This is a genomic window from Pseudomonas sp. PS01299 (genome assembly GCF_029960145.1).
Lineage (GTDB): Bacteria > Pseudomonadota > Gammaproteobacteria > Pseudomonadales > Pseudomonadaceae > Aquipseudomonas > Aquipseudomonas putida_A.
This window is the reverse complement of the sequence record NZ_JASCPO010000043.1, coordinates 1-23,397: the sequence shown is the minus strand read 5'-3', so window position 1 is coordinate 23,397 and position 23,397 is coordinate 1. Positions and strand designations below refer to the sequence as shown.

21 protein-coding genes are annotated in these 23,397 nt (G+C 61.0%); 7 read left to right on the top strand and 14 right to left on the bottom strand.

Annotated features, from left to right (window positions below; all coding sequences use genetic code 11):
* Nucleotides 1-316: 316 nt before the first annotated feature.
* From QMX91_RS10535 to QMX91_RS10520, 4 genes are all read left to right on the top strand, one after another.
* Complete coding sequence (locus QMX91_RS10535) at nucleotides 317-1,576, top strand: OprD family porin (protein ID WP_097086604.1); 1,260 nt, start codon at nucleotides 317-319, stop codon at nucleotides 1,574-1,576.
* Nucleotides 1,577-1,764: 188 nt separating this feature from the next.
* Entirely contained in the window at nucleotides 1,765-2,955 is a 1,191-nt protein-coding gene (locus tag QMX91_RS10530) for an FAD/NAD(P)-binding oxidoreductase (RefSeq protein WP_282412684.1), read from the top strand.
* A 26-nt stretch (nucleotides 2,956-2,981) separates the two neighbouring features.
* Entirely contained in the window at nucleotides 2,982-3,338 is a 357-nt protein-coding gene (locus QMX91_RS10525) for a hypothetical protein (protein ID WP_202369471.1), read from the top strand.
* Nucleotides 3,339-3,360: 22 nt separating this feature from the next.
* The gene (locus QMX91_RS10520) at nucleotides 3,361-4,179 is read left to right on the top strand and encodes a methyltransferase domain-containing protein (RefSeq protein WP_282412683.1); all 819 of its coding nucleotides are present in this window, start codon (nucleotides 3,361-3,363) and stop codon (nucleotides 4,177-4,179) included.
* A gap of 236 nt (nucleotides 4,180-4,415) precedes the next feature.
* On the opposite strand, the gene pcaC is transcribed toward QMX91_RS10520, so the two are convergent.
* From pcaC to pcaR, 11 genes are all read right to left on the bottom strand, one after another.
* The gene (gene pcaC / locus QMX91_RS10515) at nucleotides 4,416-4,808 is read right to left on the bottom strand and encodes a 4-carboxymuconolactone decarboxylase (RefSeq protein WP_282412682.1); all 393 of its coding nucleotides are present in this window, start codon (nucleotides 4,806-4,808) and stop codon (nucleotides 4,416-4,418) included.
* Between the two features lie 10 nt (nucleotides 4,809-4,818).
* Nucleotides 4,819-5,610: a 3-oxoadipate enol-lactonase gene (gene pcaD, locus QMX91_RS10510; RefSeq protein ID WP_135295112.1), complete on the bottom strand. Its 792-nt coding sequence runs from the start codon at nucleotides 5,608-5,610 to the stop codon at nucleotides 4,819-4,821.
* A gap of 12 nt (nucleotides 5,611-5,622) precedes the next feature.
* The gene (locus QMX91_RS10505; protein ID WP_282412681.1) at nucleotides 5,623-6,987 is read right to left on the bottom strand and encodes a 3-carboxy-cis,cis-muconate cycloisomerase; all 1,365 of its coding nucleotides are present in this window, start codon (nucleotides 6,985-6,987) and stop codon (nucleotides 5,623-5,625) included.
* A 46-nt stretch (nucleotides 6,988-7,033) separates the two neighbouring features.
* On the bottom strand, nucleotides 7,034-8,329 hold the full coding sequence (locus QMX91_RS10500; protein ID WP_134785599.1) for an MFS family transporter: 1,296 nt from the start codon (nucleotides 8,327-8,329) through the stop codon (nucleotides 7,034-7,036).
* 269 nt (nucleotides 8,330-8,598) lie between these two features.
* On the bottom strand, nucleotides 8,599-9,165 hold the full coding sequence (pcaG, locus tag QMX91_RS10495; protein WP_003222412.1) for a protocatechuate 3,4-dioxygenase subunit alpha: 567 nt from the start codon (nucleotides 9,163-9,165) through the stop codon (nucleotides 8,599-8,601).
* A gap of 1 nt (nucleotide 9,166) precedes the next feature.
* Nucleotides 9,167-9,871 carry a protocatechuate 3,4-dioxygenase subunit beta gene (gene pcaH, locus QMX91_RS10490; RefSeq protein WP_282412680.1) on the bottom strand — a complete coding sequence of 235 codons (705 nt, stop codon included), beginning with the start codon at nucleotides 9,869-9,871 and terminating at the stop codon, nucleotides 9,167-9,169.
* Nucleotides 9,872-9,908: 37 nt separating this feature from the next.
* Nucleotides 9,909-11,114, bottom strand: a complete 1,206-nt coding sequence (gene pcaF / locus QMX91_RS10485) for a 3-oxoadipyl-CoA thiolase (protein WP_177408942.1) — start codon at nucleotides 11,112-11,114, stop codon at nucleotides 9,909-9,911.
* Nucleotides 11,111-11,890, bottom strand: coding sequence for a CoA-transferase subunit beta (locus QMX91_RS10480; protein WP_007963157.1), 780 nt, complete (start codon nucleotides 11,888-11,890; stop codon nucleotides 11,111-11,113). Before QMX91_RS10480 ends, pcaF begins: the two co-directional genes overlap by 4 nt.
* A complete protein-coding gene (locus tag QMX91_RS10475; RefSeq protein WP_003222404.1) occupies nucleotides 11,890-12,747 on the bottom strand; it encodes a CoA transferase subunit A in 858 nt (285 codons plus the stop codon). The genes QMX91_RS10480 and QMX91_RS10475 overlap by 1 nt, the downstream gene beginning before the upstream one ends.
* Nucleotides 12,748-13,020: 273 nt before the next feature.
* Entirely contained in the window at nucleotides 13,021-14,367 is a 1,347-nt protein-coding gene (locus QMX91_RS10470; protein WP_027614391.1) for an MFS transporter, read from the bottom strand.
* A gap of 294 nt (nucleotides 14,368-14,661) precedes the next feature.
* Nucleotides 14,662-15,504 (bottom strand): pca regulon transcriptional regulator PcaR, encoded by an 843-nt coding sequence (gene pcaR, locus QMX91_RS10465; RefSeq protein WP_007963153.1) that lies wholly within the window; start codon nucleotides 15,502-15,504, stop codon nucleotides 14,662-14,664.
* A 653-nt stretch (nucleotides 15,505-16,157) separates the two neighbouring features.
* Between pcaR and QMX91_RS10460 the strand changes: the two genes are divergently transcribed.
* Together QMX91_RS10460 and QMX91_RS10455 are read left to right on the top strand one after the other, a co-directional pair.
* Nucleotides 16,158-16,358 (top strand): hypothetical protein, encoded by a 201-nt coding sequence (locus QMX91_RS10460; RefSeq protein ID WP_003222398.1) that lies wholly within the window; start codon nucleotides 16,158-16,160, stop codon nucleotides 16,356-16,358.
* 376 nt (nucleotides 16,359-16,734) lie between these two features.
* The gene (locus QMX91_RS10455) at nucleotides 16,735-18,210 is read left to right on the top strand and encodes an inorganic phosphate transporter (protein ID WP_003222397.1); all 1,476 of its coding nucleotides are present in this window, start codon (nucleotides 16,735-16,737) and stop codon (nucleotides 18,208-18,210) included.
* Between the two features lie 1,059 nt (nucleotides 18,211-19,269).
* Here QMX91_RS10455 and ccoM read toward each other — a convergent pair.
* The 3 genes from ccoM to QMX91_RS10440 all read right to left on the bottom strand — a co-directional run bounded on the left by ccoM (nucleotide 19,270) and on the right by QMX91_RS10440 (nucleotide 20,147).
* Complete coding sequence (ccoM, locus tag QMX91_RS10450; protein WP_003222396.1) at nucleotides 19,270-19,383, bottom strand: cytochrome c oxidase subunit CcoM; 114 nt, start codon at nucleotides 19,381-19,383, stop codon at nucleotides 19,270-19,272.
* Nucleotides 19,384-19,531: 148 nt separating this feature from the next.
* Entirely contained in the window at nucleotides 19,532-19,693 is a 162-nt protein-coding gene (locus QMX91_RS10445; protein WP_096797040.1) for a hypothetical protein, read from the bottom strand.
* 112 nt (nucleotides 19,694-19,805) lie between these two features.
* Nucleotides 19,806-20,147 carry a hypothetical protein gene (locus tag QMX91_RS10440; RefSeq protein ID WP_003222394.1) on the bottom strand — a complete coding sequence of 114 codons (342 nt, stop codon included), beginning with the start codon at nucleotides 20,145-20,147 and terminating at the stop codon, nucleotides 19,806-19,808.
* A gap of 252 nt (nucleotides 20,148-20,399) precedes the next feature.
* Between QMX91_RS10440 and rapA the strand changes: the two genes are divergently transcribed.
* A complete protein-coding gene (rapA, locus tag QMX91_RS10435; protein WP_103369032.1) occupies nucleotides 20,400-23,246 on the top strand; it encodes an RNA polymerase-associated protein RapA in 2,847 nt (948 codons plus the stop codon).
* Nucleotides 23,247-23,397: the final 151 nt, after the last annotated feature.

Sequence of the window (23,397 nt, the reverse complement as noted above, 5' to 3'; positions counted from 1 at the left end):
CCCACTTTTGGAATGCATTCTCCTGTGGGAGCGGGCTTGCTCGCGAAGAGGCCCTGATAGACGCGAGAAAAAATCCGGCTCAATCTTGCGTTCGATAATCGCCCAAAACCCGCTTTGCCCGATTGAATCCCGCCCATCGCCCCCCGCACCATTCGCTCCACAAAACCAATAACAACAGGTTCGACACCATGCTCCCGCGCCCTGTCCCGTCCGGCTGATCGCCGCCGCTTCATCCCTGATTCTGCAAGCTCGTGCCCGCCCCGAAAATGGCGGCAACGGCTCTGTTCGACCTAAAAAAATAACAAGAGACCCTGCGATGACTCATCCCACTGCGCCGTACGCACTCCCCGGCCTGATCGCCCTGGCCCTGACCGGCGTCGCCCTCCCCGCCGCAGCCGAAGAGGCCGGTTTCGTCGAAGGTGCCAAGGTCAACCTCAACCTGCGCAACTTCTACATCAACCGCAACTTCACCAACCCGACCAAGGCTCAGGGCAAGGCTGAAGAGTGGACGCAGAACTTCATCCTCGACGCCAAATCCGGCTTCACCCAAGGCACCGTTGGCTTCGGCATGGACGTGCTCGGCCTGTACTCGGTGAAACTCGATGGCGGCAAAGGCACCGGTGGCACGCAACTGCTGCCGCTGGATCACGACGGACGGCCGGCGGACAACTTCGGTCGCACCAACGTCGCGTTCAAGGCCAAGCTCTCTCAGACCGAAATCAAGGTTGGCGAATGGATGCCGGTGCTGCCGATCCTGCGTTCGGACGACGGCCGTTCGCTGCCGCAAACCTTCCGTGGCGGGCAGATCACCTCGAAGGAAATCAACGGCCTGACTCTCTATGGCGGGCAGTTCCGCGCCAACAGCCCGCGCGACGACAGCAGCATGAGCGACATGTCGATGACCGGCAAAGCGGCGTTCACCTCTGATCGCTTCAACTTTCAGGGCGGCGAGTACGTTTTCAACGAAAAACGCACGCAGATCGGCCTGTGGAACGCCGAACTCAAGGACATCTACAGCCAGCAATACCTCAACCTGACTCACAGCCAGCCACTCGGCGACTGGACGCTGGGCGCCAACCTCGGCTTCTTCTACGGCAAGGACGACGGCAGCGCCCGCGCCGGCGAACTTGACAACAAGACCTGGTCGGGGATGTTCTCGGCCCGCTACGGCGGCAACACCTTCTACGTCGGCCTGCAAAAACTCACCGGCGACAGCGCCTGGATGCGCGTCAACGGCACCAGCGGCGGCACCCTGGCCAACGACAGTTACAACGCCAGCTACGACAACGCTCAGGAACGCTCCTGGCAGGTGCGCCACGACTACAACTTCGCCGCCCTGGGCATCCCCGGCCTGACCCTGATGAACCGCTACATCAGCGGCGACAACGTGCACACCGGAACCATCACCGACGGCAAGGAATGGGGCCGCGAATCGGAACTGGGCTACACCGTACAGAGCGGCGCCCTGCGCGACCTCAACGTGCGCTGGCGCAACTCGACCATGCGCCGCGATTTCAGCAACAACGAGTTCGACGAAAACCGTCTGATCATCAGCTATCCGATCAGCCTGCTCTGAACCCGCACGCCGGCGCTGCACAAGCGGCGCCGGCATCAACCACTGGTCAGCCCGGACTGGCGATTTGTCGAGGCGCAGATACAGTCAACAGAGTGTGTAAATTCTCCAGCCTGCTGTAGGAGCCCTTAGTTTTCTTCCGTTATCTCCGGATGCTGTACGCGAAGCTGCCTTGGCCACGGAGGTCAGGTATGAGCAAGCGAATAGTTATCGTCGGTGGCGGTGTAGGTGGAACCATGCTGGCCAATCAACTGGTCGGCAAGCTGTATCCCGAAGTTCTACGCGGCGACGTCTCGATCACATTACTGTCCAGTTCCCCCGATCATTACTACAAACCTGCGTTCATGTACGTGGCGTTCAGCCAGTTCTTCGAAGAAGAACTCAAACGTCCGGAACGCTCATTGTTGCGCCCGGAAATCAGTTTCCACGTTGAAGAAGTCACCCGTTTCGACTTTCCCGGGCAGCAATTGCGCACCCGTACCGGCAAGCGCTTCGACTATGATTTTCTGGTGATCGCCACCGGCTGCGTGCCGGCGCCGGAACGCATCGAGGGTCTGCAAGAAGCCGGCGACCACTTCTATCAATACCTTGCTGCCCGGCAGCTTGCGCAACGCCTGAACACCATCGAAAAAGGCCGGATTTTCATTACCGTGTCCTTCCCGCAGACACCGAACGTCCCGCACCAATGCGGAATCGCGCCCGTGGAAACGACATTGATGCTGGATGATCTGTTGCGTCGCCGGGGCGTTCGCGAGCAAGTGGAAATCATCTACACCTACCCGACGGTTGCCCAGCTATTGCGCAATTGTCTGTTCTTGCAGCGTCCCACCGGTGAAATTCTGCCGAGCATTTTTGCCCGGAAAAACATTCAATTTCAGCGCGGCTTCACCCTGAGCCATGTGGATCCTGATGCAAAAATCGCCTACTCAGCCGAGGGCGATGAGCAACCCTTCACTATTTTGATGGCTACTCCACCAATCCAGGCCGTCGAGGTGGTGCGTGGGTGCGGCATCTCACACGCTGCCAATGATGAAGGATGGCTGCCGACCAATCACGAAACGCTGCAGGTATACGGTCTGGAGAATGTCTACGTGATCGGCGACACCGTCGACCTGCCGGTCAGCAAGGCCGGCGGCGCCTGTCATAACCAGGCGCCGGTGATCGCCAACAACATCACCGCCCAGATCCGTCTTGGCGCACCCAACTCGGTATACGACGGTCGGGTACAGGCGGTAGCCCAAATGGGCCTGAATGCCGGGATGCCACTGTGGTACGACTACGCCCACGATGTATTGCCGACACCCCCGACCAAATTGGGCGGTCTGCTCAGAAACGGTTTCAATCGCGGTCTTTACTGGGCGGTGGCCCGGGGAATGCTTTGACCCTGCACAGGGAGGAGTGATTGCTCATGAACATGCCCGAGGAAATGTCAGCCACGCCCGGGTTCACTGCCTTGATGGCAAAACTGCAACCGTTAATCGATGGCGGACGCCTGGAGAATATTGTCGACCTGCTTTCCCTGGTTTCCGATATCGCCGATCTGCTCGACGCGGCCATGGTGGAAAAACTCGCGCAATTGTTCGAGAGCGGCACAGCCGCCACCTGGACAGTCAGTAATGCAGTGCGCGTGGCCAAAGCCGAAGTATCGGCACAGTCAGCGGCGCCGGGCACTCTGGCGTTGCTCAAACTGCTGAATGAAGAGGACACACGCAAAGGCGTGGCCGTTGTCCTGAAAACCCTCAACGTCATTGGACGACAACTGTAAATCCGCCAGAGAGGACCTCCTCATGAGCGCCAAACTCGAAACGGCAGGGAACGCCAGCACCCACTGGGACGCCAAGGCGTACCAGCAGTTTTCCCGTCTCAGGCAACGCCCGGTCAACGAATTGCTCGACCGTATCGATCTGCCCGACCCCAGAAGAATTTGTGACCTGGGCTGCGGCACCGGCATCGCCACTCAACTGCTGGCCGAGCGCTGGCCGCGTGCGCAGCTGCTGGGTGTCGACAGCTCGCGGCAGATGCTTGATCAGGCCCGGTGCCTGCCGATCAACGCTCAATGGCAAGAGTGCGACCTGCTCGACTGGCAACCCGAACAACCGGCCGATCTGCTGCTCGCGGCGGCGGTGCTGCATTTCATTGGCGATCATCAACACCTGCTGCCGCGCCTGCTGGGGTATCTGCGCCCGGGCGGCTGTCTGGCGGTGCACATGCCGGACTGGCGCGATGCCTTGTGGTATCGATTGATGCTCGACACCCTCGACGACGCGGGACCGGGACACACCCCCATCGGCACACCGCAACTGCGCCGGCGCATGGCGGCGCGGCCGTTGTTGAAACTGGAGGACTACTACCGCGTGCTGGCGCCGCTGACCACGTCGCTGGAGATCTGGGAAACCGAGCAACTGCAGGTGGTTGACGGCAAGTCACCGGTGTACGACTGGGTGAAGGTCTCGGCGCTGCGGCCGGTGATGCAGACGCTGACGTCTCAGGAACAGGCGCGGTTTATCTATCACTTCCTGATGCGGGTGCATAAACATTACCCGCCGGAGAAAAACGGGCAGACGCTGTTTCCGTTCAAGCGGATTTTCATTGTCGCCAAGGTCTGAGTGTCTGTGCTGATTGATGCATCACGGCGTCTGCCGCTTTCGCGAGCAAGCCCGCTCCCACAGGGAAATGCATTCCAAATGTGGGAGTGAATTTTCATTGTCGCCAGCGTTTGAGTACCTGTGCTGATTGATGCATCACGGCGCCTGCCGCTTTCGCGAGCAAGCCCGCTCCCACAGGGAAATGCATTCTAAATGTGGGAGCGGGCTTGCTCGCGAAGGCGTCAGTTCAGGCACCATCACTCCCGGGATTCGACTCCCAGCTCATCCCACACCGACTCCGCCAGATGGAACGTCGCATTCGCCGCCGGGATCCCGCAATAAATCGCACTCTGCATGATCACTTCCTTGATCTCGCCCCGGCTCACACCGTTGTTGGCCGCCGCACGCAGATGCAATTTCAGCTCGGCCTCGCGGTTCATCCCGATCAGCATGGCGATGGTGATCAGGCTGCGCGTGTGCCGAGGCAGGCCCGGGCGGGTCCAGATGTCGCCCCAGGCGTGACGCGTGATCATCTCCTGGAATTCCGAGTTGAACTCGGTCAGCGCATTCAGGCTGCGATCAACGTGGACATCACCCAATACCGCACGGCGTACTTGCAGGCCTTCGTCGTAACGTTGTTTCTCGTCCACAAACTTCCCCTCACTGAGCGTTCAGAAACGCCAACACACGATCACTGAAAGCGGCACCGGCCTGCACGTTGGACAGGTGCGCAGCATAGAACTCGGCGTACTCGGCGCCGCGCACATGCTCCTGAATGAAATGCCCGCCGGACGGTGGCGTCACCGCATCTTCGGTACCCGCGATCACCAGAAGCGGCAGGTTGATCGAGGCCAGTTGCTCACGGAAATCGGCATCGCGCACCGCCGCGCAATTGGCCGCATAACCTTCAGGCGAAGTCGCCGCGAGCATGTCGGTAATTTTCTTCGCCGCGGCCGGATTGGCCGCCGAAAAATCCGGGGTAAACCAACGGGCAATCGACGCATCACGCAATGCGACCATCGCTGCCGGGCCATCACGCAACACGGTTTCGATGCGCGGATTCCACACCGACGGGTCGCCGATCTTCGCGGCGGTGTTGCACACGATCAATTTGTGCAGACGATGACCGGCATTGATCCCCAGCCACTGGCCGATCAACCCGCCCATCGACAATCCGCAGAAATGCGCGCGTTCGATGTGCAGCGCATCCAGCAAGCCGAGCACGTCGCGGCCCAGTTGCTCGATGCTGTAAGGCCCCGGCGTCACCAGCGACTGGCCGTGACCACGGGTGTCGAAACGCAGCACCCGGAAATGCTCGGTGAATGCCGGCATCTGCGCGTCCCACATGTGCAGGTCGGTGCCCAGCGAGTTGGACAGCACCAGCACCGGTGCGTCGACCGGGCCTTCAATAACGTAATGCAGTTCGCCATCGGCGAGTTGAACGAAAGCCACAGCCCTCTCCTTTCAGACAGACAATGCGTTGTGTTCGGCCACCGCGCGCTCGACCCAGACTTGCGCCTGGCCGAGGTAATGCGCGGGGTCGAGCAGATGATCGAGTTCGGTGCTGCTCAGTTCGGCGGTCACTTGCGGCTCGTCGCCGAGTACCGCACGCAGGTGGCGCTGTTCGGCCACCGCGCGTTTGCAGCACTGTTCAAGCAAGTGATGCGCGGTGTCGCGGCCGACCCGTTGCGCGAGGACGATGCTCACCGCTTCGGCCAGCACCAACCCTTGGGTCAATTGGAGATTGCGCGCCATGCGCTCGGCATCGACTTCCAGACCATCGGCCAGCAGGCGCGCCTGTTGCAACGCACCGGACACCAGGCAGCAGATCTCCGGCAGGGTTTCCCATTCGGCATGCCACAGGCCGAGGCTGCGTTCATGCTCCTGAGGCATGGCGCTGAACAACGTCGAGACCAGCCCCGGGACCCGGGTCGCCGCGCCGATCAACACCGCCGCGCCGACCGGATTGCGCTTGTGCGGCATGGTCGACGAACCGCCCTTGCCCGGCGCCGACGGCTCGAACACTTCCGCCGCTTCGGTCTGCATCAACAGACTGACGTCGCGCCCGAGTTTGCCGAGGCTGCCGGCGATCAAACCGAGTACTGCGCCGAACTCGACGATGCGATCACGCTGGGTGTGCCACGGTTGCTCAGGCAAAGTCAGTTGCAGCTCTTCGGCCAGCGCCTGAGCGATCGGCAATGCTTGCTCGCCGAGCGCCGCGAGGGTGCCGGAAGCGCCGCCGAATTGCAGCACCAGCAGCCGTGGTTTGAGTTCGCGCAGACGCTGACGGCTGCGGGTTACCGCGCCGAGCCAACCGGCAATCTTCATCCCGAGGGTCACGGGCGTGGCGTGCTGCAGCCAAGTGCGCCCGGCCAGTGGCGTCGTCGCATGCCGTTGGGCTTGGGTGGCGAGCGAATCGGCCAGCGCTGCCAGATCGCTTTCAATCAGCTCCAGCGCCTGCCGCAATTGCAGGACCAGCCCGGAATCCATCACGTCCTGACTGGTAGCGCCCAGATGCACATAGCGCTCGGCCTCGGCACTGCTCGCGGCGATCTGCTTGCCCAATGCCTTGACCAGTGGAATCGCCGAGTTGCCGGCCGTGGCAATCGCCTCGCCCAGCCCCGCGAAGTCATACAGCCCGGCATTGCAAGCGGCGGCAATCGGCGCCACGGCAGACGCCGGAATCACCCCGACCCGCGCCTCGGCCCGGGCCAGCGCCGCTTCGAAATCGAGCATGGCCTGCACCCGGCCCTGATCGCAGAACACCTCGCGCATGTCGCGGGCCGTGAAGTAGGCATCGAACAATTGATTGCCCGGTCGCTGAGTCATAAACAGTCCTTGCCGGCGCGGGCCAATGCGGCCCGCGCACATCGGTTTACAGATCGTGGTGCAAGTACGCCGCCTGTTTCGGCAGGCGCAGGCTGAACAGGAACGCCACCGCCATCATCACCGTGACGTACCAGTAGAACGCGTTTTCCATGCCCCCGGCCTTCAGGCTCAGGGCCACGTATTCCGCCGAACCGCCGAAGATCGCGTTGGCCACCGCATAGGCCAGACCGACGCCGAGGGCGCGGACTTCCGGCGGGAACATTTCGGCTTTCACCAGGCCGCTGATCGAGGTGTAGAAACTGACGATTGCCAGCGCCACGGTGATCAGCGCAAAGGCCAGAATCGGGCTGCTGATGCTTTTCAGGCTCAACAGGATCGGCACAGTGAACAGCGTGCCGAGCGCGCCGAACCAGAGCATCGAATTACGTCGGCCGATCTTGTCGGCGAGCATGCCGAACAGCGGCTGCATGCACATGTACAGGAACAGCGCGCCGGTCATGATGTAGCTGGCGGTCTTGGCGTGCATGCCGGCGGTGTTCACCAGGTACTTCTGCATGTACGTGGTGAAGGTGTAGAAAATCAACGAGCCACCGGCGGTGTAACCGAGCACGGTGATGAACGCGGCTTTGTGATCACGGAACAGCGCGCGGATGCTGCCGGCGTCCTTGTTCTCGCGCATTTCCTTGCTGGTGGTTTCTTTCAGGGAGCGACGCAGGAACAGCGAAATCACCGCCGCCACCGCACCGACCACAAACGGAATGCGCCAGCCGTAAGCACGCAGTTCATCTTCACTGAGGAACTGTTGCAGGATCACCACCAGCGACACCGCCAGCAGTTGCCCGCCAATCAGCGTCACGTACTGGAACGAGGCAAAAAAGCCGCGCTGGCCCTTGAGCGCGACTTCACTCATGTAGGTCGCGGTGGTGCCGTACTCGCCACCCACCGACAGGCCTTGCAACAGCCGCGCGAACAGCAACAGCAGCGGTGCCCAGACGCCGATGCTGGCGTAAGTCGGCAGACAGGCGATGAGCAGGGAGCCGAAGCACATCATCAGCACCGAAATCATCATCGAGGTCTTGCGGCCCTTCTTGTCCGCCAGCCGCCCGAAAATCCAGCCGCCAATCGGGCGCATCAGAAACCCGGCAGCGAACACCCCGGCCGTGTTGACCAGTTGCACCGTGGGGTTGTCGGAGGGGAAAAACGCCGGGGCGAAATAGATCGCGCAGAAGGCGTAGACGTAGAAGTCGAACCATTCGACCAGGTTGCCGGACGAGGCACCGACAATGGCGAAGATGCGCTTGCTGCGCTCCTCGCCGGTGTAATGAGCGGTGGTAGTGGTCATTGTTTTTTACTCTGAAGGGACAGGTGAGAGTCTAGACACACTTCGCAACAGTCCCGTTCCACAGATACATCCACGAGGCATTACACAACCCCTCCTCTGAAAGAGGGCTTGTGGCGAGGGGATTCATCCCCGATCGAGTGCGCAGCACTCGCAAATCTGCCAGACGCGGTGTGTCAGTTTCACCGTGAACTCCGGTCTTGGGGCTGCTTCGCAGCCCATCGGGGATAAATCCCCTCACCACAAACTCACTCCAATGGAACGAGGTGCGATCAATAATCGAAGAACACCGTCTCCGCCTCAGTGCCCTGCAAAATCACATTCCACTGATACACACCCGCCGCATCCGGCTTGGCCAGCAACGTCCCGCGGCGCTCCGCCGGCACACATTCCAGCAGCGGATCATTGACGTTCGCCGGATCGCCTTCGAAGTAGATGCGTGTCAGCAAGTGCTTGACCAGACCACGGGCAAACACCAGCACCACCAGATGCGGGGCCTGGGTCGAGCCCTTCAGGCCTTCGACCGTGCCCGGTTTGATCGTGGTGAAACGGAAGCGCCCTTCGGCGTCCACCGGCACCCGGCCAAAACCTTCGAAATGCGGGTCCAGCGGTTTGTCCTGCTCGTCTTCCGGGTGCGCGTACTTGCCGGCGGCGTTGGCCTGCCAGACTTCGAGCATCGCGTCGTTGACCACATCGCCGTTGCCGTCAACGACTTGGCCGGTGATCGCCACGCGCTCGCCGAGGGTTTGTTCGACCGCGAGGTTTTCGCGATTCAGCCAGGTCAGGCCGATGTGGTAGTACGGCCCGACGGTGTGGGACGTGGTGGCAGTCAGCGTCATCTTATTTCTCCATCGGCGTGGCGTCGCGGCCGCGCAAGACGATGTCCCAGCGATAGCCGAGGGCGTAGGACGGAATGGTTTTTTCCAGATCGAAAGCGGCGATCAGACGTTCCTTGGCGGAGGTGTCCGGCACGCAGTTATAGATCGGGTCGTAGGCCAGCAGCGGGTCGCCGGGGAAATACATCTGCGTCACCAGACGGGTGAGGATGCTCGGCCCGAACAGCGAGAAATGGATGTGCGCCGGGCGCCACGCGTTGTGGTGGTTGCCCCACGGATAGGCGCCGGGCTTGATGGTCTGGAACTGATACCAGCCATCGGAGTCGGTCACGGTGCGGCCGGTGCCGGTGAAGTTCGGGTCCAGCGGCGCGTCGTGCAGATCGCGCTTGTGGTTGTAGCGGCCGGCGGCGTTGGCCTGCCAGATCTCCACCAGAATCCCCGGCACCGGCAGACCGTTTTCATCGAGCACACGGCCGTGAATGATGATGCGCTCGCCCAACGGCTCGCCGTCGTGCTGCGCGGTCAGGTCGTTGTCTTTCTCGGCGACGCGTTCGGCACCGATGGTCGGGCCGGTGATCTCCGACAACGAATGCGGCAGAAACACCAACGGCTTGGACGGCGAGCGCAGATTGGTGGATTGATACGTCGGGTGCAGGTACTCGGGCTGGGTGCCTTCCTGCGGACGACGGTAGCCAGGCTTGTCAGTCATTTCGCTTTCCTCAGTTCTTATCAGTCGACGCGCTGCGTCAGACGCGTTCGATGGCCAGGGCCAGACCCTGCCCGACGCCGACGCACATGGTCGCCAGACCTTTCTTGCCGCCGGTCTTTTCCAGCTGATGCAACGCAGTCAGCACCAGTCGCGCCCCGCTCATGCCCAACGGGTGGCCCAAGGCAATCGCGCCACCGTTCGGGTTGACCTGCGGCGCATCGTCGGCCAGACCCAATTCACGCAGCACTGCCAGGCCTTGGCTGGCGAAGGCTTCATTGAGTTCGATCACATCGAAATCGCTGACCGCCACACCAAGACGCTCGATCAGTTTGCGCACCGCTGGCACCGGGCCGATGCCCATCACCCGAGGTGCGACACCGGCACTGGCCATGCCGAGCACTTTGGCGCGGGCGGTCAGGCCGTGTTTCTTCACCGCTTCGGCAGACGCGAGAATCAGCGCAGCAGCACCGTCGTTGACCCCGGACGCGTTGCCAGCGGTAACCGTCTTGTCCGGGCCGTTGACCGGTTTGAGTTTGGTCAGCGCTTCAAGCGTGGTGTCGGCGCGTGGATGCTCGTCCTGGCTGACCACGGTTTCGCCCTTCTTGTGGGCGATCCGCACTTCGACGATTTCCTCGGCGAAGTAGCCCGCCGCTTGTGCAGCGGCCGTGCGTTGCTGACTGCGCAGGGCGAAAGCGTCCTGATCGGCACGCGAAACCTTATAGTCGTCAGCGACGTTGTCGGCGGTTTGCGGCATCGCATCGACGCCGTACTGGGCTTTCATCAGCGGGTTGATGAAACGCCAGCCAATGGTGGTGTCTTCCAGTTTCATGTTGCGCGAGAACGCTGCGTCCGCCTTGCCCATCACGAACGGCGCGCGGGACATCGACTCGACGCCGCCGGCAATCGCCAGCTCCATCTCGCCGCTGGCAATCGCACGGAAAGCAGTGCCGATCGCGTCCATGCCCGAAGCGCAGAGACGGTTGAGGGTCACGCCCGGCACGCTGTCCGGCAGACCCGCCAGCAGCAGCGCCATGCGCGCCACGTTGCGGTTGTCTTCACCAGCCTGGTTGGCGCAGCCGAGGAACACTTCATCGATCGCGTTCCAGTCCACCGATGGATTGCGTTCCATCAGCGCCTTGATCGGCACGGCGGCCAGATCGTCGGCACGCACGGCGGACAAACCGCCGCCAAAACGGCCGATGGGTGTGCGAATCGCGTCGCAGATATACACGTCACGCATCATGCTTCTCCCGGTGCCTGGCCGTGGGCGGCGGCGGTGCGCGCTTCGAGATCGCGCAGGGCGGTCAGTTCGACCTCGGTCGGCGCCGCCGTGGTTTCAACGTTGTCGGCAAAGCGGATCGCCCAACCGGTGGCGGCGACCACTTGCTCGCGGGTCACGCCCGGATGCAGTGCGGTGACCACAAATTCGTGGGTGCCCGCTTCCGGCTCCATGATGCACAGGTCGGTGATGATCCCGACCGGACCGGCACCCGGCAGGCCCAGACGCTTGCGCGAATCGCCGCCTTCGCCGTGACCGACCGAGGTAATGAAGTCGAGCTTGTCGACGAACGAGCGCGCCGACTGTTTGAGGATAATCAACACGCTCTTCGCCGAACCGGCGATTTCCGGCGCGCCACCGGCACCCGGCAGGCGCACTTTCGGCGCGTGATAGTCGCCGACCACGGTGGTGTTGATGTTGCCGAAACGGTCGACCTGCGCCGCGCCGAGAAAACCGACGTCGATGCGCCCACCCTGCAGCCAGTAGCGAAAAATCTCACCGGTCGGCACGACAGTGTCGGCGGTCTCCGCCAGTTCACCATCACCGATCGACAGCGGCAGCACGCTCGGCTTGGCGCCAATCGGACCTGATTCGTAGATCAGCACCACGTCCGGCGACGAAGTCAGGCGCGCAAGGTTGGCGGCTTTCGACGGCAGGCCGATGCCGACGAAGCACACCGAGCCGTTCTTCAGGCGACGGGCCGCAGCGACGGTCATCATTTCATTGGTGGTGTAAGTCATTACTTGGCCTCCGAAGCAGCGGCCAACTTGGCCTGGAACTCGCTGAAGTCAGCGCAGCCATGGATGTATTCGTTGATCCACGCGGTAAATGTCTCACGGTCGCGGGCGATCGGATCCCACGCCTGATAGAAGCGATTGTCACGCTCGGTGTAACCGTGGGCGTAGGACGGATGCGCGCCGCCGGGTACGTGGCAAACCGCGCTCAAGGCCCAGGTCGGCAGCACGCAAGCGTTCATCGGGGCGTTGAGGTTGTCGACGATTTCCTCGACGGTGACGATGCAGCGCTTGGCCGCCAGTGCCGCTTCTTTCTGCACGCCGAGAATGCCCCACAGCAGCACGTTGCCCTGACGGTCGGCTTTCTGCGCGTGGATCACGGTGACGTCCGGACGCACCGACGGCACCGCCGCCAGCACTTCACCGGTGAACGGGCAGGTCACGGACTTGATCAGCGGGTTGACCTTCGGCAGGTCGGAACCGGCGTAGGCCCGCAGCACGGCGAACGGTAGGCCGGAAGCGCCGGCGACGTAGGCGTTGGCCAGGTCGGCGTGGCTGTGCTCTTCGATTTCCAGGGCATGCGGCCACTGCTTCTCGACCGCATCGCGCAGACGGTGCAGCGAACCCACACCCGGATTGCCGCCCCAGGAAAAGATCAGCTTGCGTGCACAACCGGCACCGATCAGTTGGTCGTAGATCAGGTCAGGCGTCATCCGCACCAGGGTCAGATCTTTCTTGCCCTGCCGAATGATTTCATGACCTGCCGCCGTAGGGATCAGGTGAGTGAAGCCTTCGAGCGCGACGGTGTCGCCGTCGTTGACGAATTGCTTCACCGCGTCGTGCAGCGAAAGGATCTCAGCCATGGAGCAGGCTCCCGTTTTTGTAGTGAATCGCCAGTGATAAAAAGGCGCGAGGTTCAGCGCCGGAGTCACTGAAGATTAAGCCGCTGAAAATCGCCAAACAATCCGATAATCGACTGAGTGTTCGTTTATCGAACGGATTGTTATCACCCTATCAATCACAAGCAAAAGCTTCGCGAGCAAGCCCGCTCCCACATTTGAAATGTGTTTTCCCTGTGGGAGCGGGCTTGCTCGCGAAGGCGTCGGAACATTCAACGCAAATCAAAATGACTCGACTCAAGTCGCATCCGCATGACTGACCATGCCTTTGATCACCACCGCCGTCGTCGCCAACGCCGCCGGAATCACCAGCGCCGTCAGCACCTGCTCGAAATTCCAGCCCAGGCCCAGCAACGTCGCGCCCATCCACGCCCCGAGAATCGCGCCAAAGCGGCCAATCCCGAGCATCCACGAGACCCCGGTCGCCCGGCCCTGGGTCGGATAAAACCGTGCCGCCAATGAAGGCATCGCCGATTGCGCGCCGTTGACGCACATACCCGCCACCAACACCAAGGTCGCGAGCAGCGTGATGTTGCCCAGGCTCTGCCCCACCGCGTAGGCAAACACCCCGGCCAGCAGGTAGAACGTGCCGATGACCTTGTGCGGATTGAAGCGGTCCATCGCCCAACCCACAGCGACCGCACTCAACACCCCGCCAAACTGGAACAACGCGCCAATGAACGCCGCCTGCTCCATGCTCGCGCCGCTGTCACGCATCAGGGTCGGCAGCCAACTGGTCAGCAGATAAACGATGACCAGGCCCATGAAGTAGGTCAGCCACAGCAGCAAGGTACCGACGCTGTAGGTGCCGGAGAAAATCACCGCGAACACGTTGCGCGCCTTGACGGTTTTCTGTTCCGGCACGCTGAAACTCGAGGCCTGCGCGACGGTGACCGGATCGATTGGCGACAAGGTCTTGCGTACTTTGTCGGTGCCGCGATTGCGCACCACCAGAAAACGCGCCGACTCCGGCAGCCAGAACAGCAGCACCACCGCGAGGATCAGCGGCAGGATCCCGCCGATCAGCAGCAGGCTGTGCCAGCCGAACGCAGGGATCAGCTTCGCCGAAATGAAACCGCCACCGGCCATGCCGAGGTTGAAGCCGCAGAACATGCTGGTCACCAGCAAGGATTTCTTGCGCTCCGGGGTGTATTCCGAGAGCAGCGTGGTGGCGTTGGGCATGCCGGCGCCCAGACCTAGGCCGGTGAGGAAGCGCAACACCAGCAGTTGCTCGACGTTGGTGCTGTAGGCCGAGGCCAGGCTGAAAGCGCCGAACAGCAGCACCGCGCCAACCAGCACCACTTTGCGTCCGAAGCGGTCAGCCAGCGGGCCGGAACCCAGTGCGCCGAAGACCATGCCGATCAACGCGGCGCTCATTACCGGGCCAAGGCTGGCGCGGTCGATGCCCCAGTCCTGGGACAGTGCCGGCGCGATAAAACCCATCGCCGCGGTGTCGAGACCATCGAGAAATACAATCAGGAAACACAGGATCACCACCCGCCACTGATAGCGCGAGATCGGTTGGGCATTGATGAAGGTCTGCACGTCGAGGCAGTTACCTACAGCGGACTGAGGCTGGTTCATTATTTTTATTCCACGCAAAAAACGCAGTCGAACGGCGGCCGGCCAAAGAGCGGCACGGTCACAAGAATAGAAGATCGAAATCAGGCGTTGCGGTGAATCCGGCAACAGGGAATGGAGCTGAGACAGTCGGGGAGCATGCGCATGGTGAGTTGCCTCTTGTCATTATTATGGGAGTCGACAATCCGGCAGGCTCATTCAAATCTGCGCCGGATGACGCTGCCGCGACATTAATGATCCGGGGCTTTTAGCGTCAATTCGATAAACGCAACACTGTGCGTTTATCGAACAGCTTCATCAGGCGAACAACTGCGCGCTGAGGTCGCGGCTGGCACTGAGCAGGCCCGGCAGGAAGCGTTGTTCCAGTTCGGTACGGCTGACGCGGCCGGCGTGGGTGCTGACATTGAGCGCCGCCACCACCTGGCCCGACGCATCGTAAACCGGCACGGCAATCGAACGCAGGCCTTGTTCGAGTTCCTGATCGACGATGCACCATCCCTGCTGCCGTACTTCCTGCAGGCATTCGAGCAGACTTTCGGGGGTGTGCAGCGTGCGGCTGGTCTTGGCCACCAGTTCGGCATGGTCGAGGTATTCGCGCAGCGAGGTGTCGTCCAGCGCCGCCAGCAGGATCCGGCCCATCGATGTGCAATAGGCCGGCAGACGCCCGCCCACCGACAGATCCACCGAGATCAGCCGTTGCGTGGTCGCCGAACGGGCGATGTACAGAATGTCGTCACCTTCGAGCGTGGCCATGTTGCAGGCTTCGTGCAGTTGCTCGCTCATGCGGTCGAGGTACGGCTGGGCCGACACCGCCAGCGGCGTCGACGACAGATACGCGTGGCCGAGGGTCAGCACTTTGGGCAACAACGAGTACGTGCGGCCATCGGTGGTGGCGTAACCCAGTTTGATCAGAGTGTGCAGGCAACGTCGCACAGCAGCGCGGGGAATTTCTGTGCGATGGCTGATCTGGGCGATGGTCAGGTGCCGCTTGCGCTCCTGAAACGCCTGCACCACCGCCAGGCCACGGGCCAGCGAGGTCATGAAATCCGGATCGCCGGTCAGCGCCTGGATGCGTTTGGCCGGCGAAGCGACGATCGGCGGTGCCACGGAGGTGAAGGAGTTGCGCATTTGATCGTTCATTTCTTGTCCTTGTTTCCGGCACGGATCAATGGCTATACAAGCGGCTCGCCGACGGATGTACAAGAGTCGAGTCGCCAACATCGGGCGATTATCGAACCGCCGACCGATTATCGCAATCCATCAGCCTCTGTCCTTCTTGGCTTCTTCATTCGTTCACCTGCCTGTTCATCCAACTTCGCATGCCGCATTAGTTGATCGACTTAATGGCGCCAGAAACTGAACGCGAGTCCTTAAAAGGTTTCGGCGAATTTCAACTAGCGATAAAACTTGTCAGTAACAAAACGATCACACATCCCGAACCGTTTTTAACTTGGCAAAGATAGTCATTCCCGAATCGACCGCTATAATGCACCTCAGTGGCGCCACGTTTTCACTGGCCGAGGGTGCCGCCCGCTGACCCGATGCCTATTGCCGTCAGCCCGGCCAGCGCCTGACGCTCATTATTCATGCACCGCCAGCGCGCTTGCTGAAACAGGAAACTGATGCTGCGTCAGTTTTAATCTGGTGCCGTAGCCGCCTGCAACATGGAAGTCTTGATCGCCCTGCCGATAACGCCAATGCCTGAACCGGCATGGCCCTTTGGTGGACGTGTTCAATCGACTCGTTGCCGTGCGTTTCACCAGACATTTATCTCAACTCAAACAGGTAGCACTGTGACGAAAGACGAACTGCGCGCGGAACTTGAGCGCCAGGAACAACGTTACAAGGAAGTTTACGGCGGGGAAGTCACCACCTACGCCGCCCAACCCGAACCGGAACGCAAGGCATGGCGTAAACGCCCCACCGTTCAGGATCAGGTTTTCCAGCAAGAACTGAAAAAGATGGAAGAAGAACTCAAAACCGAAGAGCCCTGAACGGGCGATCCTGAGATTTTCGAGGGTCTGCGTCGCCACCGGCTAAAAGCACGGTGACCCGACCATGCCTTGCGCGCCCGCTATCCGCGGGTAGCGGCCCACCTCCCCCGGCCTGCACGGGAAAGGAGCGTGTCTGACTCGTTTCAGAGATATTTCACACAGGCGTTTGAGGCTCGCGCGCGCTCGATGAAATGCCTGCTGCCCGAAGGTTTTTTCAAGCTAATCAAACACTTGAAAAACCCTGCAACATGCTCGGGCATTGCACCTTGCAACAATTTAATTCGACATTGATTGCTACCGATGAGCAGGTAGGGGATCGATTTCCAGTCTTTTCTGGCATAATCGCGCCCCCTTATGACCGGGTCAGAAAACCTTCATGATCGATTTATTCAGCGGACTGGATGCTTGGGTGCTTGTGAGCCTCTTGCTCGCCCTGACGTTTGTCCTCGCCTTCGAGTTCATCAATGGATTTCATGACACCGCTAACGCGGTAGCCACTGTTATCTACACCAAAGCCATGCCGCCTCACCTGGCGGTGTTCTTCTCCGGTGTGTTCAACTTCCTCGGCGTGTTGCTGGGCGGCGTTGGCGTGGCGTATGCCATTGTTCACCTGCTGCCGGTAGAACTGCTGATCAATGTGAACACCGGCCATGGCCTGGCGATGGTGTTCTCGTTGCTCGCCGCGGCGATCACCTGGAACCTAGGCACCTGGTACTTCGGTATCCCGGCCTCCAGTTCCCACACCCTGATCGGCTCGATCCTCGGCGTCGGCCTGGCCAATGCCCTGATCAACAACATCCCGTTGGCCGACGGCGTGAACTGGCAGAAAGCGATCGACATTGGCGCCTCGCTGGTGTTCTCGCCAATGGCCGGTTTCCTGATCGCCGCGCTGATACTGATCGGCCTGAAGTGGTGGCGCCCGCTGTCGAAGATGCACAAGACCCCGGAACAGCGCCGCAAGATCGACGACAAGAAGCACCCGCCGTTCTGGAACCGCCTGGTCCTGGTAATCTCGGCCATGGCCGTGAGCTTCGTGCACGGTTCCAACGATGGCCAGAAAGGCATCGGCCTGATCATGCTGGTACTGATCGGTATCGTGCCTGCGCAGTTCGTCCTCGACCTGAGCAGCACCACCTACCAGATCGAGCGCACCCGCGACGCGACCCTGCACCTGAGCCAGTTCTACAAGCGCAATGCCGATTCTCTGGGCGAATTCCTGGCCCTGGGCAAAAGTGTTGAAGGCGATCTGCCGGAGAAATTCCGCTGCAACCCGCAGCAGACCGAACCGACCATCAACGCCCTGCTTGGCACCCTTAAAGGTGTAGCGGACTACCATTCGCTGTCCTCGGAAAGCCGCATCGAAGTGCGTCGTTACTTGCTGTGCCTGGACGACACCGCGAAGAAAGTCGGCAAGCTGCCAGGCCTGGAAGCGCGTGAGAAGGCTGACCTGGACAAACTGCGCAAAGACCTGACCACCACCACCGAATACGCCCCGTTCTGGGTGATTCTGGCGGTGGCCCTGGCCCTCGGCCTGGGTACCATGGTCGGCTGGAAACGCGTGGTACTGACCATCGGCGAGAAGATCGGCAAGCAGGGCATGACCTACTCTCAAGGCATGTCGGCGCAGATCACTACCGCCAGTTTGATCGGTATGGCCAACATCTTCAGTCTGCCGGTATCGACCACTCACGTGCTGTCCTCGGGCGTGGCCGGCACCATGGTCGCCAACAAGAGCGGCCTGCAGGGTGGGACTGTTCGCACTATCCTGCTGGCGTGGGTGCTGACCTTGCCAGCGACTGTGGCGTTGTCGGCTGGGTTGTTCTGGCTGGCGTCCAAAGCGTTGGGTAGCTGATAGACCGCAGCACATGAGAAAGGCGCGATTCTTGAGGATCGCGCCTTTTTTTTGGGTTTGGTTTTGTGAGCATATCCGTTGCTGCGGTAACGGCCTCCTATGGTTCCGCCCTTACGGCGGGTCACTTTTTCCAAACGCCGAAAAAGTAACCAAAAAGGCTTCCCCCGGCGTACGGCACTTCGCTTAGGCTCAGTGTTCCCTCGCTACGGTGTCCATCAGGGGGCATCGCCTCCGGTTTGCTTCGCTGCACCTCCTCTCGATGTATGCGGCTTCGCCGCATGGCGCTGCGCGCCTAACCCCCTGATGGACACCTACGCTCGGCCTGCCGAAGGGGCTGAAGATCAAAAGCCACATCAAGAGCAAGAGCCAAAGCCAAAGCCAAAGCCAAAGCCAAAGCCAAAGCCAAAGCCAAAGCCAAAGCCAAAGCCAAATCAAAAGATCGCAGCCTTCGGCAGCTCCTACTTGAGATTGGGTATTTTCAGTTGGAGATTGGTTGGCTGACAGGACGCCTTCGCGAGCAAGCCCGCTCCCACAGTTGGAGTGGGTGTATTCAGTTGGAGATCGGTCGGCTCGTAGGCCGCCATCGCCAGCAGGCTGGCTCCTACAGAAAAGCAAAAGCCGAGCCCACGCTTTTCCACCACTCAACACGATGAGCGTTAGCTCGAGTAAAGCTTTTGATCTGAGGGCCCGTCGGCAGGCTGAGTGGAGGGATTTGTCCGGGGGTGGGAGCGCAGCGACCGTTTGGCGCAGCCAAACACAGCGAGAGGAGGTGCAGCGAAGCAAACCGTAGGCGCTGCCCCCCGGATGAATCCCGCAGCGAAGGAACCCGAGCCTAAGCGAGGGCCGAACGTCAGGGTAAAGCCTTTTGGGTTACCTTTTCGGCGTTTGGAAAAGGTGACCCGCCGTAAGGGCGGAACCGTAATAAGCAACACCCGCAGCAACGGATATACACCCAAAACCCCAAGAACATGGTCGGCCCAGCGGCCGCCAAAAACACAAAAAAAAAGGGCAACCGAAGTTGCCCAAAATGCCTTGCGTGCTCATCAAACCCGGAAAGACCTACTTCTTGCGCTTATTCGCATCCTTCCAGATAAAAAATCCAAACCCTGCAAAAAACAGAACCATGAGCCCCACGGTCAGAACCCCGGCAAACACCACGTTATCGAAAAACATGACTGTGGCCTCCTGGCCCCTGCTTTGCTGCGATGGAGCTAAGTTAACCAATCGCGCAGGCGCAGAAATTGACCAGGATCAAGTCCGGTCAACACAGAAGGCAAAGGCGGGAAAATAACTGACCTGCATCAAAGGATGCAGGGGAAGATCAACGCTTTTTCGGTTTCTTTTTCGGCTTTTTCTGAGCTTTTCCCAACGGCATGGCTTGCTCGAAGGCCTTGCGCACTTCGTTCAGCCGCTTTTCGTTGAGATCATGCACACGCTTGGCGCGCTCGGTGCCGAGGTCGATCAGTTTTTCATCTTGGCTCATGACGTTCAGCGCATCACTTGAAGAAAACACAACTGCCGCATCAGAGGCAGGACTGCGCCAATCATGCAGCCTGACGCCAGCGCTCGACAACAATTGATGTAAATAAGCAGACTCAGATCTCGATATCGACCCACAAGCCCTGACGCGGCTGATCTTCCATCAGCGGCACCACCGGCACGGTGTTGTCGGCATTCAGCTCGGTGCCCGGCACGGCCAGATGTTCTTCCGGGTCTTCGTCGGCTTCGCGGCGGCGACGATCACGTTCCTGCTGACGGCGCTGTTCCTCGCGCGCCAGCAGTCGATCCTCTTCCGGGTCGCGTTTTTGCAGATCGATCGTGCTTTCGTTGGAGCTTTCCTGCACCGGCACCACCGGAGGAATGTCCGGCCGCTGGCGAATCGGATCCTGCTGGGAAGTGATCGGCACAGCGCTCAGGGGGAGCATCGGTGGCAGCATATAAAGGGTCTCCTGTCAGCAGGCTATCGGCTGCGGCAAAGGCGCCTTGAGCCACTGGTCGCAAACTTGTGACCGGGTTGGCACTGTAGGAGCTGCCGAAGGCTGCGATCTTTTCATGGGACAACGTAGAACTCAGGTGTTTCCGTAGATCAAAAGATCGAAGCCTGCGGCAGCTTCTGCCCAGTAATCTTTGGCCCTGAAGCCTGCATTCCGTTAAGATAGCCCGCTTTTTCAAGGTGGGAGTCAGGCAGCATGGCGCAGCAGTATCAACCGGGGCAACGCTGGATCAGTGACAGCGAAGCAGAGCTTGGTTTAGGCACCGTTCTGGCACAGGACGGCCGCTTGTTGACCGTGCTTTACCCGGCCACTGGCGAAACCCGCCAGTACGCGCTACGGAATGCGCCCCTCACCCGCGTGCGGTTCTCGCCGGGTGACACCATTACTCACTTCGAAGGTTGGAAGATGACCGTGCGCGAAGTCGACGACGTCGACGGGCTGATGGTCTATCACGGTCTCAACGGGCAGAACGAAGCCGTCACCCTGCCGGAAACCCAGCTGTCGAACTTCATTCAGTTCCGTCTGGCCAGCGATCGTCTGTTCGCCGGGCAGATCGACCCGCTGTCGTGGTTCTCCCTGCGCTACAACACCCTGGAACACACCAGCCGCCAGTTGCAGTCCTCGCTCTGGGGCCTGGGCGGCGTGCGTGCGCAACCGATCGCGCACCAGCTGCACATTGCCCGTGAAGTCGCCGACCGTATCGCGCCGCGGGTTCTGCTGGCGGACGAAGTGGGTCTGGGTAAAACCATCGAAGCCGGTCTGGTGATCCATCGCCAACTGCTGTCGGGCCGCGCCAATCGCGTGCTGATCCTGGTCCCGGAAAACCTCCAGCACCAGTGGCTGGTGGAAATGCGCCGCCGCTTCAACCTGCAGGTCGCGCTGTTCGACGAAGAACGCTTCATCGAAAGCGATGCCACCAACCCGTTCGAAGACACCCAACTGGCATTGGTTGCCCTGGAGTGGCTGGTCGAAGACGAGAAGGCGCAGGACGCCTTGTTCGCCGCCGGCTGGGACCTGATGGTGGTCGACGAAGCCCACCACCTGGTGTGGCACGAAGACAAGGCCAGCCCCGAGTATTCGCTGGTCGAACAACTGGCTGAAGTGATTCCCGGCGTGCTGCTGCTCACCGCCACCCCGGAACAGCTCGGTCAGGACAGCCACTTCGCCCGTCTGCGCCTGCTCGATCCGAACCGTTTCCATGACCTGGCCGCGTTCCGCGCCGAGAGCGAGAACTATCGCCCGGTGGCCGAAGCCGTTCAGGAACTGCTCGACAAGGGGCGCCTGTCGCCGGAAGCGCACAAGACCATCCACGGTTTCCTCGGCAACGAAGGCGAAGCCCTGCTGACCGCGGTCAACGATGGCGATAGCGAAGCCAGCGCCCGTCTGGTACGCGAGCTGCTCGACCGCCACGGCACCGGCCGCGTGCTGTTCCGTAACACCCGCGCCGCGGTGCAGGGTTTCCCCGAGCGCAAACTGCACCCGTACCCGCTGCCATGCCCGGACGAATACCTCGAACTGCCGCTGGGTGATCACGCCGAGCTGTACCCGGAAGTCAGCTTCCAGGCCCAGCCGGACGCCAGCGAAGAAGAGCGCTGGTGGAAATTCGACCCGCGCGTCGAGTGGCTGATCGATCAGCTGAAAATGCTCAAGCGCACCAAAGTGCTGGTGATCTGCGCCCACGCCGAAACCGCGATGGACCTGGAAGACGCGCTGCGCGTGCGTTCCGGCATCCCGGCCACGGTGTTCCATGAAGGCATGAACATCCTTGAGCGTGACCGCGCCGCCGCCTACTTCGCCGACGAAGAGTTCGGCGCGCAAGTGCTGATCTGCTCGGAAATCGGCAGTGAAGGTCGCAACTTCCAGTTCGCTCACCACCTGGTGCTGTTCGATCTGCCGTCGCACCCGGACCTGCTTGAGCAGCGTATCGGTCGTCTCGACCGGATCGGCCAGAAGCACATCATCGAACTGCACGTGCCGTACCTGGAAACCAGCCCGCAAGAGCGTCTGTTCCAGTGGTACCACGAAGCGCTGAACGCGTTCCTCAACACCTGCCCGACCGGCAACGCCTTGCAGCACCAGTTCGGCCCGCGCCTGCTGCCGCTGCTCGAAGAAGCCGATGACGGCGAATGGCAAGCGCTGATCGACGAAGCGCGCACCGAGCGTGAGCGTCTGGAAGCCGAGCTGCACACCGGCCGCGACCGTCTGCTGGAGCTGAACTCCGGCGGTTCGGGCGAAGGCGATCAGTTGGTCGAGGACATCCTTGAGCAAGACGATCAGTTCGCCCTGCCGATCTATATGGAAACCCTGTTCGACGCGTTCGGCATCGACAGCGAAGACCATTCGGAAAACGCCCTGATCCTCAAGCCGAGCGAGAAGATGCTCGACGCCAGCTTCCCGCTGGGCGATGACGAAGGCGTGACCATCACCTACGACCGCAACCAGGCGCTGTCGCGCGAAGACATGCAGTTCATCACCTGGGAACACCCGATGGTGCAGGGCGGCATGGATCTGGTGCTGTCCGGCTCGATGGGCAACACCGCCGTCGCCCTGATCAAGAACAAGGCACTGAAACCGGGCACGGTGTTGCTGGAACTGCTCTACGTCAGCGAAGTGGTTGCGCCGCGTTCGCTGCAACTGGGCCGCTACCTGCCGCCGGCCGCCCTGCGCTGCCTGCTCGACGCCAACGGCAACGATCTGTCGGCCCGCGTCTCGTTCGAAACCTTGAACGATCAACTGGAAAGCGTGCCCCGCGCCAGCGCCAACAAGTTCATCCAGGCCCAGCGCGATCAGCTGACACCACGGATCAACGCCGGTGAAGACAAGATCACCCCGCGTCACGCCGAGCGCGTGGCCGAGGCCCGTCGTCGTCTGGCAGCCGACACCGAGGAAGAACTGGCGCGCCTGACCGCGTTGCAAGCAGTCAACCCGACTGTACGCGACAGCGAACTGGATGCGTTGCGCAAGCAGCGTGAACTGGGTCTGGCGATGCTGGATAAAGCGGCATTGCGTCTGGAAGCGATACGGGTGTTGGTGGCGGGTTAAGTCCCCCGCTCTACCGCTATAAATGAAGAGGCCCGCAGCGATGCGGGCCTTTTTGTTTGTCTGGTATTTATCGGCTGATGCTGATGGACCCTTCGCGAGCAAGCCCGCTCCCACAATTTGGAATGCGTTCCCATGTGGGAGCGGGCTTGCT